This window comes from Aeromonas rivipollensis (assembly GCF_037811135.1).
GTDB lineage: Bacteria > Pseudomonadota > Gammaproteobacteria > Enterobacterales > Aeromonadaceae > Aeromonas > Aeromonas rivipollensis.
In genome coordinates, this window is sequence record NZ_CP149130.1 from 4,107,721 (window position 1) to 4,121,485 (window position 13,765).

General features: G+C 63.4%; 12 protein-coding genes. 8 read left to right on the forward strand and 4 right to left on the reverse strand.

The features are described from left to right. Positions 1 to 35: 35 nt before the first annotated feature. A complete protein-coding gene (gene cyaY / locus WIR04_RS18750; RefSeq protein ID WP_106885146.1) occupies positions 36 to 350 on the forward strand; it encodes an iron donor protein CyaY in 315 nt (104 codons plus the stop codon). 14 nt (positions 351 to 364) lie between these two features. Then, complete coding sequence (locus WIR04_RS18755; protein ID WP_338888953.1) at positions 365 to 1,018, forward strand: alpha/beta hydrolase; 654 nt, start codon at positions 365 to 367, stop codon at positions 1,016 to 1,018. 79 nt (positions 1,019 to 1,097) lie between these two features. Here WIR04_RS18755 and WIR04_RS18760 read toward each other — a convergent pair whose 3' ends face one another. Then, the gene (locus WIR04_RS18760) at positions 1,098 to 3,617 is read right to left on the reverse strand and encodes a class I adenylate cyclase (RefSeq protein ID WP_338888955.1); all 2,520 of its coding nucleotides are present in this window, start codon (positions 3,615 to 3,617) and stop codon (positions 1,098 to 1,100) included. Positions 3,618 to 3,939: 322 nt separating this feature from the next. On the opposite strand from WIR04_RS18760, the gene hemC reads away from it, so the two are divergent. Genes hemC through WIR04_RS18780 form a run of 4 tightly spaced genes read left to right on the forward strand, consistent with a single transcriptional unit; the run spans position 3,940 to position 7,897 of the window. After that, complete coding sequence (gene hemC, locus WIR04_RS18765) at positions 3,940 to 4,869, forward strand: hydroxymethylbilane synthase (RefSeq protein WP_338888957.1); 930 nt, start codon at positions 3,940 to 3,942, stop codon at positions 4,867 to 4,869. Between the two features lie 46 nt (positions 4,870 to 4,915). Beyond that, a complete protein-coding gene (locus WIR04_RS18770) occupies positions 4,916 to 5,650 on the forward strand; it encodes a uroporphyrinogen-III synthase (protein WP_338892645.1) in 735 nt (244 codons plus the stop codon). Continuing rightward, positions 5,647 to 6,723, forward strand: coding sequence for a uroporphyrinogen-III C-methyltransferase (locus tag WIR04_RS18775; RefSeq protein ID WP_338888959.1), 1,077 nt, complete (start codon positions 5,647 to 5,649; stop codon positions 6,721 to 6,723). The genes WIR04_RS18770 and WIR04_RS18775 overlap by 4 nt, the downstream gene beginning before the upstream one ends. Positions 6,724 to 6,733: 10 nt before the next feature. Continuing rightward, positions 6,734 to 7,897, forward strand: coding sequence for a heme biosynthesis HemY N-terminal domain-containing protein (locus WIR04_RS18780; RefSeq protein ID WP_338888961.1), 1,164 nt, complete (start codon positions 6,734 to 6,736; stop codon positions 7,895 to 7,897). Positions 7,898 to 8,080: 183 nt separating this feature from the next. Here the strand turns inward: WIR04_RS18780 and WIR04_RS18785 are convergent, their stop codons facing one another. Both WIR04_RS18785 and glpX read right to left on the reverse strand, forming a co-directional pair. Next, positions 8,081 to 8,332, reverse strand: a complete 252-nt coding sequence (locus WIR04_RS18785) for a YkgJ family cysteine cluster protein (protein WP_338888963.1) — start codon at positions 8,330 to 8,332, stop codon at positions 8,081 to 8,083. A gap of 269 nt (positions 8,333 to 8,601) precedes the next feature. Next, positions 8,602 to 9,612: a class II fructose-bisphosphatase gene (gene glpX, locus WIR04_RS18790; protein WP_025325491.1), complete on the reverse strand. Its 1,011-nt coding sequence runs from the start codon at positions 9,610 to 9,612 to the stop codon at positions 8,602 to 8,604. Between the two features lie 218 nt (positions 9,613 to 9,830). On the opposite strand from glpX, the gene WIR04_RS18795 reads away from it, so the two are divergent. Then, positions 9,831 to 10,889 carry a porin gene (locus WIR04_RS18795; protein ID WP_338888966.1) on the forward strand — a complete coding sequence of 353 codons (1,059 nt, stop codon included), beginning with the start codon at positions 9,831 to 9,833 and terminating at the stop codon, positions 10,887 to 10,889. 86 nt (positions 10,890 to 10,975) lie between these two features. Here WIR04_RS18795 and WIR04_RS18800 read toward each other — a convergent pair whose 3' ends face one another. After that, positions 10,976 to 11,455: a GNAT family N-acetyltransferase gene (locus WIR04_RS18800; protein WP_338888968.1), complete on the reverse strand. Its 480-nt coding sequence runs from the start codon at positions 11,453 to 11,455 to the stop codon at positions 10,976 to 10,978. Positions 11,456 to 11,716: 261 nt separating this feature from the next. Here WIR04_RS18800 and WIR04_RS18805 point away from each other — a divergent pair, with 261 nt between their 5' ends. Beyond that, positions 11,717 to 13,759 carry a TonB-dependent siderophore receptor gene (locus tag WIR04_RS18805; RefSeq protein WP_338888970.1) on the forward strand — a complete coding sequence of 681 codons (2,043 nt, stop codon included), beginning with the start codon at positions 11,717 to 11,719 and terminating at the stop codon, positions 13,757 to 13,759. The last annotated feature ends 6 nt before the right edge of the window (positions 13,760 to 13,765 follow it).

Genomic DNA, 13,765 nt, shown 5'->3' on the forward strand with positions numbered 1-13,765 from the left:
CGCACTCACATTGTTAAAAGCAACAGGATAAACCGATGAAGGATCACGAGTATCACGCCCTGACCGACGCCTTTTTCCAGTATGTGGAAGACGTTATCGACGAGGGGTATCCGGATATCGACTGCGAGCGGGCAGGCGGTGTGCTGACCTTAAGCTTCGAGAACAAGACCAAGGTCATCATCAACAAGCAGGAGCCCCTGCACCAGATCTGGGTGGCCACCCGGGAGAACGGCTTCCACTTCGAGCTGCGCGGTGACAGCTGGATCGACAACCGCTTCGGCGACGAGCTCAAGGCCCTGCTGACCCGGGCCTGCACCACCCAGGCGGGCGAGCCCGTCCAGTTCCCATGATGGCAGAGTCTCCCATGATGGATCTGCATCCCCAGGGCGCCCGTCATGCGGTGATCTGGCTGCACGGGCTGGGGGATTCCGGCGCCGGGCTCGCCCCCCTGGTCGATGCCCTTGCGCTACCCGCCACCCTGCCGGTCCGTCACCTGCTGCCCGATGCACCTGAGCGGCCCATCACCATCAACATGGGCTACAAGATGCGCGGCTGGTACGACATCAAGAGCTTCGACGACCCGGCGGATCGCGCCGTGGAGTCCCATGTACGCGAGTCCGCCGATCGTATCGCCGCCCTGCTGGATCGGCTGGTGGCCGAGGGCTTCGCCCCTGGCAACATAGTGCTGGCGGGCTTCTCCCAGGGGGGCGTCATCGCCTCCTTCACCGCCCTGCGCCATCCGGCGCCACTGGCGGGCCTGCTCTGCATGTCCACCTATCTGGCGGCGCCCGAGCGGCTGATCGAGGAGATGAGCGAGGCCGCCCGCGCCCTGCCCATCTGCTACATGCACGGCATCTATGATGACGTGGTGAGCCTCTCCATGGGCTGGGATGCCAAGAACCGGCTGGAGGCGGCGGGCCTCAGCCTGGAGTGGCACGAATACCCCATGCGCCACGAGATCTGCCGACCCCAGCTCGCCGACATCCGTCGCTGGCTGCTGGCGCACCTCGGCGCCTGATGTAGCACCACAGATACGACAACGGCCTGCATCATGCAGGCCGTTTGCTTTCATCCCTTCCGGCGATGTGCCCAGCACATCATCCCACTTCCCGGGCCGCCCCCGGATTGTCCCGCTGCGGATTCTGGCTGCGGTAGGGGATCACCTCCAGCTTGTCGCCCATCTGCACGATTTCATAGTACTGGGGCAGGTTGAAGTTGCTGAACTGGCCCGCATTGCTGAAACGCTCGTGGCCCGAGGTGTAGAAACGGTTCACCCCCTGCACCAGCTCATCCTTGTTGCCGGCGAAGTGCTGGTAGATCTCCACCCGGTTCGCCTCGTCCAGGATATAGATGTTGGTGCCTGCATCCCGGGTATCGAAGAAGAACTGCACCAGCCCCTCGCTGGCGTAGGCGTCGACGATGCCGGGCAGGTGCTGGCTGTGGGTCTTGTCGAGCCGCAGCGGCAGGTGATCCAGCTTGTTGTGGGAGATGTGGCGGTAGAAGTCGATGGCGTTCTCCAGCTTCTTCACCGAGACCCCGCGCCGCTCGAAGAAGATGCCGTACTTCTCCCGACCAAGGGCCAGCGTCTTGACCAGCTGCTGCTTGTCGCGAGCCAGACGCAGCTCTATGCATTCGGCCACCAGCTGCTGGAAGCGGGTGCGCACCAGGGAGCGGAAGTGCTGGCTGTAACAGAACACCTCTATCATCTCGGGGGCGGCGGCATCCTGGTGCATCTTGCCGAGTATGGTGGTGAGGGCATCGACCACCGCCTCCTCCCCCTGGAAGTGCAGGGTGCGGATCTCGCTCCAGGAGTTGCGATAAACCAGATCCACGGATCCCACCAGACACTCCTGGTTGCGACCGAAGGAGAAGACGTCCGCGGCATTGGCGTCGAACTCGATCACCTGCCCCACCCAGTGGCTGGATGGGTCCGTCTCCAGGTTGAGGAAGATGGAGAGCTGGTGGATCTCGCAGGGGCGGCTCAGGGCCAGGTTGGTGGCGCGAGGGTACTTGACCGGGAAGGTTCCCGAGAGATCGCGACAGAACTGGTGCAGGTTGTCGATGTGCAGATCCGAGCCCTGATTGAACAGGTGCACCCTGGACTGGGGCGTCAGCAGGCCGTTGAAGTAGGCCCAGGCCACCAGCTTGCTGATGTAGCCGTTATATTCCAGCGGCGCCCGGCCTATGATGTCGGCGGGCTCGAGGGAATGCTTGTAGAGATACCAGCCGGCGCGATTCAGGCGGCCGTGGGGCACCTGCACCAGGCTGAGATCCGGCTCGCCGAGATCCGGCGCTATCTTGAGGTTGATCCGCTGCACCTTGCCCGGCAGGCTCTCGAAGGCGGCATAGAGCTTGCGCGACAGTATGCCGATGTCTTCCGGGTTGATGGACTCGCTGATGTTGTTGCGCCGGGCGAACTGGATGAGGTTGCGGTAGCTCTGCATCAGGGCCTCCAGCAACTCGGCGTAGGCCACCTTGACGTCCTCGACCTTCCACTCCTGGCGATGATCCAGGTGATGCAGCCGCTCCGGGCTCCAGCCCCAGTAAGCCACCAGCTGGGCCATCTGCTCCCGGCGCCAGTCCGGGGAGTGATCCTCCTTCGGGTGGCTCAGGCCGTCGCATACCTTGAGGTAGAAGCAGCGGCGCACCAGATCCAGGCGCTGCATGTCGCCGATGGATTTCAGGTAGTTGGTCACCTTGTCCAGCATCAGGCAGTAGTTGTCGAGCCGGTAGTGCATCCCCTCGTTGTGCTGGAACCAGTCGCGGCTGGTCACCGACAGCAGCCGGGTGTTGGGATACTCGTGGGAGTAGGCCTCCATCAGCACCGACTTGAGCACCGCCTTGTAGGGGGAGTCGATACCCTTGTAGAGCTGCCACAGGGCTGAGCCGAAGTACTCCTCGGCGGGAATGCGGTCAAAGCCCCCCAGATCGAGCCAGTCATCCTGACTCAGCTTGCCGTGGGCGAACAGGCCGTTGACGTAGTCGTCGTAGTGATCGTCATATTCGGCAGGCACCAGATACCAGAGCAGCCGCTTGCCCGCGATGTGCATGGCGCTGCGATAGAACTCGTCAAGCAGCAGCAGGTGCTGGGCGCTGCCGCAGCTCTCCCCCTGCATCTGGGCATCGTTGCGCTGGCGGAACTTGTCTTCGGGGATCAGGAAGAAGTTGAGATCGACCCCCCGCTGCTCCGCCCAGAGGGAGAGGTGCTGGCACTTCTGCTCCAGCAGGGCGAGGCGCTCGCTCGACAGGCCGGCCACGTGACAGACCCAGATATCGAGATCCGAGTGGCAGCACTGGCCGATGGAGGAGGTGCTGCCCATGGAGTAGAGGCCCTGGATCGACTTGTCGTGGGTACTGAGGCCCCCCTGACAGTTGGCGTTCTGACACAGATCCTGGATAAAGGCCTGCTGGGCCTCGTTGGCGACGAAACTCCAGATACCATGAGGCACGTCCCCTGCCACATAACCGGGCAGAAGGGGATGATTGAAGTGCAGCATGACAGGCAGCAGTTGGAAGACCTGCTGCCCATAGCGACTCATGAGATCCAACGCTCGTTGCGTCTTGAGACGATTCAGCTCGTCGTAGCGCGCCACCAGCGTGTCGAGTTTTACCAGCAATGCCCTACCTATGGGGAAGAGAAATGACGCACCAAAACGGGGAGACGTCAAAAAAGTGTGATCATGTTAACAATGCAAACAGCAGTGGTAAACAAGCCCGCACACAATCACCGGATTATTTCTGGCACACCCTGTAACGGTATCAATGGAAAGCAATAAAAAATAATATTTTCAATAAGTTGCATTCATATAATGAGCGAATGAAAATTAATTTCAGCAACCCTTTTTGAGCTTGGCCCCGCTTTTGCCAGCTGCGCCATGAAAGCCCCTGCAAAGGGTGGTAAGATCGTTTTCCTCACTAAAGATGAAACAACTGATTGATATGGCAGCCCGAACCCTGAGAATTGCCACTCGCAAGAGCCCACTGGCCCTGTGGCAGGCCAACTTTGTAAAAGATCGGCTGGAAGCCCTCTATCCCGATCTGCGAGTCGAACTTGTCCCCATGAGCACCCAGGGTGACAAGATCCTGGATACGCCGCTGGCCAAGGTCGGCGGCAAAGGGCTCTTCGTCAAGGAGTTGGAGACTGCCATGCTAGAAGGACGGGCCGACATCGCCGTCCACTCCATGAAGGACGTGCCGGTGGAGTTCCCCGAGGGGCTCGGTCTGCACACCATCTGCGAGCGCGAAGATCCGCGCGATGCCTTCGTCTCCAACCGTTTCAACCAGATAGACGCGCTGCCACAGGGGGCCGTGGTCGGCACCTCCAGCCTGCGCCGCCAGTGCCAGCTGCGGGCCGCCCGTCCGGATCTGGTGATCCGCGACCTGCGCGGCAACGTCAACACCCGCCTCGCCAAGCTGGATGCCGGTGAATACGACGCCATCATACTCGCCGCCGCCGGTCTGAAACGGCTGGAGATGGCCCATCGCATCACCGCTTTCATCGAGCCGGAGCAGAGCCTGCCCGCCAACGGTCAGGGGGCTGTCGGCATCGAATGCCGCCAGGACGACCACGAACTGCACGCCCTGCTGGCGCCGCTGGAGCACGCCGAGACCCGCATCCGGGTACTGACAGAGCGCGCCATGAACCGTGCCCTGCAAGGGGGCTGTCAGGTGCCTATCGGTGCCTATGCCCTGGTGCAGGGGGAGGAGGTCTGGCTGCGCGGCCTGGTGGGCAGCCCGGATGGCACCCAGGTGATCCGGGACGAGATCCGCGGCCCCCTGGCGGACGGCGAGGCGCTCGGCCACGCCCTGGCCCAGCGCCTGCTGGCCGCCGGTGCCGACGCAATTCTGGCCGAGGTCTACCGCCCATGAGTGCTGTCCTGGCCGAATCATGGTCACAACCGCCGAGCGTGACCTGATGGTCCCCCTGGTGGTGCGCCCGGCCGCCCAGGCCGCCCTGCTGGTGCAGCTGCTGCGCCAGCAGGGCCATGCACCGCTGTGCTGCCCGCTGCTGGAAACCGTGGCGGGCAGCGAACTCCCCTGCCTGCCCGAACTGCTGCCCCAGGCCGACATCATCATCGCCGTCAGCGTCCATGCCGTTAAATTTGCTCATCATTTTCTGTTGCAAACTGGTCTGACCTGGCCACATATTGACTACTTTGCGGTCGGTCAGGCCAGCGCTGATGCCTTCAGCGAGGTGGGTGTCCAGGCCCTCTGCCCGGCCGATCCCCGCAGCGAAGGTCTGCTGGCTCTGCCGCCCCTGCAAGGGGTGAGCGGCAAGCGGGTGCTGATCCTGCGCGGCAACGACGGGCGGGATCTCATCGCCCGGACGCTGGCCTCACGCGGCGCACTGGTGCACTATTGTGCCACCTATGAGCGCCATTACCCCGAGCTCGACGGGGACGCATTGACCCGCCACTGGCAGGCAGCCGGCCTCGACAGCCTGCTCGTCACCAGTGGTGAACTCTTGCAGCGGTTGCTGGCTCTGGTACCAGGCCCGCAGCGACCCTGGCTTTATGACCGCCTGCTGGTGGTGCCCAGTCCCCGGGTGGCCGAGATGGCCGAGGGCGCTGGTTTTACCCGTATCGTGATTGCCCAAGGTGCATCCAACCAGGCTCTGGTGGCCGCCCTGGAACTGAGGAAGATGGAATGACTGAACAGCAAGAAGTCCAGCCGAGTGCTGCGGCCCCCGCGGCCGACAACAACAAGCCCGAGCACAAGGCCGCCGGCAACAAGAAGGGTGGCGCTGGCGTCGTCCTCGGTGGCGTTGCCATCCTGCTGGCCCTGGGGCTGACCGGCGGCCTCTATCTGCACGGCCACCAGAATGCCGTCGCCCAGCAGGCCGAACTCGGCGCCCTCAAGCTGCAACTGGCCGAGGCCATGGGCAAGCTGGATCAGAACAACAGCAAGGATGCCGAACAGTTCAGCGCCCTCGGCAAGAGCCAGCAACAGCAGCAGGAGGCGCTGGACGCCCTGCAGCACAAGGTGCTGGATCTCGACGACAAGCGCCCCAACGACTGGATGCTGGCCGAATCCGAATACCTGGTGCGCATGGCGGGCCGCAAGCTGTGGCTCGAGCATGATATCGTCTCCGCCATCACCCTGCTCGGCAACGCCGACGAGCGGATCAAGGCCCTCAACGATCCCAGCCTGATGCCCATTCGCAAGGCACTGGCGGAAGACATAGCCCAGCTCAAGGGGATGCCGCGGGTCGATCGCGAGGGGCTGACCCTAAAGCTGGCCGCGCTCTCCGACCAGATAGAGCTGCTGCCCCTCTCCACAGTGAGCATGCCACAAGCCAAGGCCGAGCCGGATCAGGCGGTCAGTGCCAATCCGGACGAGTGGGAGAGCAATCTGAAGAAGAACTGGGTCAAGTTCACCGAAAACTTCATCACCATACGTCGCCGCGACGGGGCCGTGGAGGCCCTGCTCTCCCCGCAGCAGGAGATCTTCCTGCGCGAGAACCTCAAGACCAAGCTGTTGCAGGCCCAGCTCGCCGTCTATCGCGAGCAGCAGGCGCTCTATACCGACAGCCTGGAGAAGGCCCAGCGCTGGCTGACCCAGTACTTCGATACCGACAACAGCGCCACCCAATACATGCAGTCCGAGCTCGACAAGCTCAAAGGTGAGCAGATCCAGTTTGACTACCCGGATCAGTTCAAGACCCAGGCCATGCTGGAACAGGTGCTGACCGAGCGCCTGCAACGCATCCTGGCCGGCAACTGAGGAGGAGACCATGATTCGTCTGATCGTCGTGGTGGCCGTGATGGTCGCGGGCCTGATCTTCGGCCCCGAAGCCTCCGGCAACAAGGGCTATGTGCTCATCTCGCTCGGCAACTACACGGTGGAGTCTTCGGTCACCAGCGCCGTGATCCTAGCGGTACTCTTCTACGGCGCCCTGCTCATCGTCGAGTGGGTGCTGGGCCGGGTGTTCGGCCTGCGTCGCAAGACCCAGGGCTGGTTCGGCTCGCGCCGTCGCCGCAAGGCGAACCTGCAAACCGTGAATGCTACCCTGGCCATGGCCGAGGGGCACTACAACCAGGCCGAGAAGCTGCTGATCAAGGGGGCCGGCAACAGCGACACCCCGTTGCTCAACTACCTGAGTGCCGCCAGAGTGGCCCAGGCCAGGGGCGATGACGTGCGCCGGGATCACTACCTGCAAAAAGCGCAGGAGGAGAACCCCAAGGCCGAGCTGGCATTGACCCTGATCCAGACCCAGCTGCAGATAGAGCAGGGCCAGTACGACAGCGCCCTCGGCCGGCTCGAGTCCGTCTACGCCCTGCACCCGCGCCACCCCATGGTGCTGGATCAACTGCGCCAGGTCTATCTGGCCCGGGAGGACTGGGCGGCACTGATCGATCTGGCCCCGGCCCTGCGCAAGGTGGGCAAGTTGACGCCGGTGCAGGAAGAGGCGCTGCTGCACCAGGCCTGGATTGGCCGTCTCGAGGCCGCCAGCGGCGCCCTCGAGACCCTGCGCCCGGTGTGGCAGGCGCTGCCCCGCAAGCTGCGTCAGGAACCCGCACTGCTGGCCAGCTACGGGGATCGTCTGCGCCGGCTCGGTGCCGACAGCGAGGCGGCCGACCTCTGGCTGGAGGCCCTGCGCAAGGATCCCTCCCCCGAGCTGTTCGCCCGCCTGCCCAAGCTCAGACTGGATGACTATCAGCCCATGCTGACCCTGCTCAAGAAGATCCAGGATCAGCCGGGCGCCGAGGCGGCACTGGCACGAGTCTACCTGCTGGCCGGCCAGCTGGACGAGGCCCAGCGCCTGCTGGAGCAGGAAGTGGCGAAGAGGCCGGATGCCGCCCTCTACCACGCCCTAGGCCAGGTGATGGACAAGCGCCGTCTCACCAACAAGGCCAACGAATACTATCGTCAGGCCCTGCAACTGGCCGACGTCTGACCCGAGTGACAGAGAAAACCCAAAAGGCCGCAATTGCGGCCTTTTTCTATTCCGGGTTTTCCCGCGTTGGTTCGGGATGTATCTCCACTCCCTTCTCCCCTTCTTTTCAAATAAGCGGGAGAAGAGTCAGGGATGAGGGGGTCACAAGCAACCCCTCTCTCCCTGAGGGAGAGGATCCAGGCCTCAGGCCGTCAGCCGCTCCATCTCGCCGATAAGCCAGACGGCCTCCTGGCGGTGCGAGCCGCACACATCCTGCATGGGCCTGAAGCTGCTGCACACCGCCGGACGATCGGGCTGGCCGAAGATCTTGCAGCCCAGCCACTGGTCGAGCTGAACACAGGGAACGCCAGCCGGCTTGCCCTCCGGCATGCCGGGGATGGCACTGCTGATACTGGGGGCTGTGCAGCAGGCACCGCAACCTTGACGACATTCCATATGATGCATTCCTGTGCATGGCGAAGCAGTCTATCAAAGGGCCCCGATTCCCCTTAGCCTTATCCGTCCTGTCCCTCGAAATAGTCCAGGCCCCGACGGGCGGGCAACAAAAAGCCCGACGGCAGCAGCGGTCGGGCTTTTCAGTGACGGGGCTTCCGCGCATCAGAGAATGATGTCACGCACCACGCTGTCCTTGCGATCCAGGAAGTAGATCGACTTGATGCGGCGGCATGAGAGGACGGGACTTGCCGCCACTCAGCACCCCCTCATCACAGTATGATGTCGCGTACCACACTGTCCTTGCGATCCAGGAAGTGGATCGACTTGATACGACGGATGGTTCTGGACTTGCCGCGGATCAGCAGGGTCTCTGTGGTCGCCATGACGCCATTGCTGGTGATGCCTTCCAGCAGATCACCCTTGGTGATGCCGGTGGCGGAGAAGATGACGTTGTCATTCTTGGCCAGATCTTCCAGCTTCAGCACCTTGTTCACATCGATGCCCAGCTCCTCGCAGCGGGCAATCTCCTGCTCGCCCAGGGCACGCACCTCGGGGCTGTCCCCCTTGACCTGATGACGGGGCACCAGGCGTGCCTGCATGTCGCCGTCCAGGGCGCGGATCACCGCCGCCGAGATGACCCCTTCCGGGGCGCCGCCGATGCCATAGAGCATGTCGACTTCGCTGTCCGGCAGGCAGGTGAGGATGGAGGCCGCCACGTCCCCGTCGGGGATGGCGAACACCCGCACGCCCAGCCCCTGCATCTCCTTGATCGCCTTGTCATGACGCGGCTTGGCCAGGGTGATGACGGTCAGACGGGAGAGCGGCTTGCCGAGCGCCTTGGCCACGGCCTTGAGGTTCAGCTCCAGGGCCTGATCGAGATCGATGGCACCCTTGGCACCCGGACCCACGATCAGCTTCTCCATGTACATGTCGGGGGCCTTGAGGAAGGAGCCCTTGTCGCCCACGGCCAGCACGGCCAGGGCATTGGACTGCCCCATGGCGGTCATGCGGGTGCCCTCTATGGGGTCGACCGCGATGTCCACGGCGTCGCCCTGACCCGTGCCCACCTTCTCGCCGATGTAGAGCATGGGGGCTTCGTCGATCTCCCCTTCGCCTATCACAATCTCGCCATCGATCTGGATCTGATTGAGGATGTGACGCATGGCCGCAACGGCCGCGCCATCGGCGATATTCTTGTCACCACGTCCGAGCCACTTGTAGCCAGCCAGTGCAGCCGCTTCCGTCACTCGGGAAAATTCGATTGCCAGTTCACGTCTCATCGCATATCCAACCTTAGGAGCTCGAAAACGGGCGGCATTCTACCACAAGGGCAAACCTTTGCGCGCAAAAGTGGCGGCTCGCCACATAAATCGCGGTTTTCATCCCGCTGACATGAAACCGCCACGGCTTGTTCACATCCCGGTCACCCCGCTGTCATCTGCCCCTCCTAGCATGGCCCCGTCTTTTAAAACAGAAGCTTGCAACACAAGGGATCATGATGAAAAAGCTGACAGTAGTAGCATTGGCTCTCACCGCCGCCTCTCAGGCTCAAGCCGTCGAAGTCTATAAGAATGACTCCACTCTGCTCGATCTCTATGGCCGCATCTACGCCGGCCAGTTCTTCGGTGAGAAGAAGGAGCTGGATGCCAATGGTGACATCAAGAACGAATACAGCGACAAGCAGGGTGCCAACCAGTTTGTCCGCCTGGGCGCCAAGGTAGAGAGCGAGATCAACCCGGGTCTCAAGGCCCTGGCCCAGTATGAGTTGCAGATCTACGTCAATGACAGCGAGAAGACCGTCAGCGAGAACTCCGACAACATGCGCACCCGCCTGGCCTTCGCCGGTGTGGGCGCCGACTGGGGCAATGTCACCTTCGGTCGCCAGAAGGGCGCCCCCGGCCTGCTGGCCGATTGGACCGACGTCTCCCTCTCCGACGGCTACGGCAACGACGCCCTCGGCGCCAAGACCGACACCTTCGCCACCAACCGTGCCGGCTCTGTGCTGAAATACTCCGGCCTGTTCAACGGCTTCCAGGTCGATACCAGCTACAAGTTCGACGGCGGTGACACCGAAGAGACCACCAGCAAGGACAGCGATGCCGCCTACGGTGCAGCCCTGGCCTACACCTTCCCGTTCAACCTGGCCATGGGCACCGCCTACAACGTGGGTATCCGCGACAAGAGCGGTGAAGAGGATGCCAAGCTGTGGCTGCTCTCCGCCAAGTACGACAACAAGGCCGTCTATGCCGCCCTGAGCTACGCCGACGGCAGCGACTTCCTCGCCACCGGCAAGGATCACACCGGCTGGGAAGCGGCGCTCGGCTACAACTTCGAGAGCGGCTTCGGCCTGATGGCCCTGTGGAACAAGCAGAAGGTGGAGCAGAGCGGCAAGAGCGATTACGACTCCATCGACTACTACACCCTGGGTGCCCAGTACAAGTTCAACAAGAACCTGAGGGTCATCGGCGAGTACCGCATCAACAACCTGGACAGCAATGACAGCGGCAAGCTGAATACCAAGGATGACTTCCAGCTGGCGGCCCGTTACGACTTCTAACTCCGGCCCCAGACAAAACGGCGCGCAGCTCCCTCTGCGCGCCGTTTTTCATTCTCCCCTCCCGCCTCGGGGCTGAGCCGGACAGGCTAGAGCTTCTTCTGCCAGAACAGGGCCCGGCCCACTTGCGGGTTCAGCTCATAACCCTCGAAACCGCTGGCCTTGTAGGCGGCCTGCGCCACCTTGTTGCCCTCCAGCACCTCCAGAGTCAGCTTGCAGCAGTCGAGCTCCCGGGCGAGCCGCTCCACCCCGGCCAGCAACGCCTTGCCGATGCCGCGGCCACGATGGGCCGGGTGCACCGCAAGGTCGTGGATATTGAGCAGGGGCCGGCAGGCGAAGGTCGAAAACCCCTCGAAGCAGGTAGCCACCCCGACCGGCTGGTCATCCACCCAGGCCAGCAGCACATGGGCATCGCTGCGCGCCGCCAGGGCCTGCACCAGATTGGCCTTCACCTCGTCCGCCAGCGCACTGCCGCCCCCCATCTCGTCCCTGGCGTATGCGTCCAGCATCGCGATCAGCGCCTCCCCGTGACGAGGGTTGTGCAGATCCGCCCTGATGATCTCGACCATGATTCTCTCCCTGTGTGTTCCGGATGGTGCGCCAAGGCGCGAGGCCACCATGTTACCGTCGCCCCCGAATCGAACCAAGGCTCCTCTCCAGGCTCACAGCCGCCTCTGTACCCGCCCCTCATTGATGCCTTTTTCTTGCATCTTCCCCTTGCAAGGCAAATGAAAATCAATATCATTAGCGCCCTCTCGAAACGAGAGACACCAATAACTACAAATAAATCAATAGGTTCAGGCCAACAGGTCGATAAGAGTCACACGCAGATGCATAACCCCAACTCCCCGCGCGCCCTGCTGGGCGTCGCCTTGCTGGCCTTCTGTGCCAGCCCCCGCGCCGAAGACGAGACCCTGACCGTGGTCGGCAAACGCAGCCAGCACGAAGAAGTGGCCACCGCCACCCGCACCGCCACCCCGGCCAAGCTGGTGCCCCAGACCATCGACAGCGTCAAGGCCAGCGAGCTGACCGCCTACGGCCAGCCCACCCTGAGCGAGGCCCTGACCGGCATTCCCGGGGTCAATGCCAGCGGCGACACCCGCTTCGACGGCGTCAACATCCGCGGCTTCAACGCCAGCAACGACTTCTACCTCGACGGTCTGCGGGACGACATGCAGTACACCCGGGATCTCGGCAACATAGAGCGGGTCGAGGTGCTCAAGGGGCCGGCCGCCGTGCTCTACGGCCGTGGCAGCACGGGGGGCATCATCAACAGGGTCAGCAAGACGCCCCAGCGCGGGCAGGCTTCCAGCGTCAGCGCCCGGGTCGGCAGCTTCGACAGCCGACGCTTCGCAGCCGACCTCAACGCCGAGGCGGGGGAGCGGGTGCAACTGCGCCTCAACCTGGCCCAGGAGGACAAGGAGAGTTTTCGCGACGACGTGACCAGCAAACGCACCCTGCTGGCCCCCGCCGTGAACTGGGAGCTCAGCGACAGCCTGAACTGGCTGGTGCAGTACGAGCGCAACGAGCACGATCGCACCCCGGATCGCGGCATCCCCGGGGTCGATGGCCGTCCCGCCGAGGTCCCCATCGAGAGCGTCTACAGCGACACCAGTCGGGACTTCATCGACGATCTGGCCCAGTCCACCCGATCCCGCTTCAGTTGGGACATCAACGATCAGTGGCAATTGCGCCAGCAGCTCGGCTACACCAGCCTCGACAGCCAGTTCGACAACACCTATGTCACCGCCGTCAAGGGTGACAAGGTGACCCGTGCCCGCTGGCAGCAGGATCTCAAGGCCAACAGCCTCACCAGCAACACCGAGGCCGAGGGCCAGTTGCAGACCGGCCCCGTCGCCCATCGCCTGCTGGTAGGCCTGGAGCAGGGCTGGCAGGAGCGCACCCCCAAGCTCTACCAGAACGCCACCCCTATTCCCCCGGGGGATCTGTACGATCCCGGCTCACTGCCGAGCTACAACGGCACCATGAAGCTCTCCAGCGACGCCAGACACAGGGTGCGCGGGGTCGGCCTCTATCTGCAGGATCAGCTCAGCCTGGGTGACTGGCACCTGCTCGGCGGCCTGCGCCGGGACGCGTTCACCGTCACCAGCCGCCGCAACGACCTCGACAAGGAGGAGACCCTCTCGGTCACCAGCCTGAGCCCGCGCCTTGGCCTGGTGTGGAACCCCATCGAGGAGCACGCCTTCTACACCTCCTACAGCAAGACCTTCACCCCTGTGGGCGGGGAGCTGATCGGTATCACCCCGGGGGACAAGAACAACAACCTGGATCCCCAGCACACCCGGCTCTACGAGGGGGGCGTGAAGAGCGACTGGCTGAACGGTCGCCTGGCCACCACCCTCTCCCTCTACCGGCTGGAGATGTACAACAAGCGCAGCAAGGATCCGCTGGATCCCACCCAGGTGATCCTCACCGGCCTGCAACGCACCGACGGCATAGAGCTGAGCGCCCGCGCCCAGCTGACCGACGCCTTCTACCTGCACGGCGGCATCGCCATCCAGGATGCGGAGCAGGTCAAGGCGGACGCGGATCTGCAGGGCAAGCGGCCGAGCAACGTCTCCCGCCAGAATGGCCAGCTGTTCGCCGGCTACCAGAACGGCCAGCAGGGCTGGTATGGGGAAACCGGGGTGACGGCGGTGGGGGATCGCTTCGCCGACAACGCCAACACCACAGTGCTGCCCGGCTACGCCCGCTATGACGCCCGCGCCGGTTACCGCTGGTCCCAGTGGGATGCCCAGCTCAGCGTGGAGAACCTGACCGACCACGACTACTTCGTCAGCGCCACCAGCGCGGCCCAGATCATGCCGGGCAGCCCCCGTCAGCTGAATCTCACCGCCGCCTACCGCTTCTGATCCTCC

Excerpts from the sequence above, each read along its gene's own strand:
- cyaY (WP_106885146.1), top strand. The coding sequence starts at position 36 with ATGAAGGATCACGAGTATCACGCCCTGACCGACGCCTTTTTCCAGTAT.
- WIR04_RS18755 (WP_338888953.1), top strand. The coding sequence starts at position 365 with ATGATGGATCTGCATCCCCAGGGCGCCCGTCATGCGGTGATCTGGCTG.
- hemC (WP_338888957.1), top strand. The coding sequence starts at position 3,940 with ATGGCAGCCCGAACCCTGAGAATTGCCACTCGCAAGAGCCCACTGGCC.
- WIR04_RS18770 (WP_338892645.1), top strand. The coding sequence starts at position 4,916 with ATGGTCCCCCTGGTGGTGCGCCCGGCCGCCCAGGCCGCCCTGCTGGTG.
- WIR04_RS18775 (WP_338888959.1), top strand. The coding sequence starts at position 5,647 with ATGACTGAACAGCAAGAAGTCCAGCCGAGTGCTGCGGCCCCCGCGGCC.
- WIR04_RS18780 (WP_338888961.1), top strand. The coding sequence starts at position 6,734 with ATGATTCGTCTGATCGTCGTGGTGGCCGTGATGGTCGCGGGCCTGATC.
- WIR04_RS18785 (WP_338888963.1), bottom strand. The coding sequence starts at position 8,332 with ATGGAATGTCGTCAAGGTTGCGGTGCCTGCTGCACAGCCCCCAGTATC.
- glpX (WP_025325491.1), bottom strand. The coding sequence starts at position 9,612 with ATGAGACGTGAACTGGCAATCGAATTTTCCCGAGTGACGGAAGCGGCT.
- WIR04_RS18795 (WP_338888966.1), top strand. The coding sequence starts at position 9,831 with ATGAAAAAGCTGACAGTAGTAGCATTGGCTCTCACCGCCGCCTCTCAG.
- WIR04_RS18800 (WP_338888968.1), bottom strand. The coding sequence starts at position 11,455 with ATGGTCGAGATCATCAGGGCGGATCTGCACAACCCTCGTCACGGGGAG.
- WIR04_RS18805 (WP_338888970.1), top strand. The coding sequence starts at position 11,717 with ATGCATAACCCCAACTCCCCGCGCGCCCTGCTGGGCGTCGCCTTGCTG.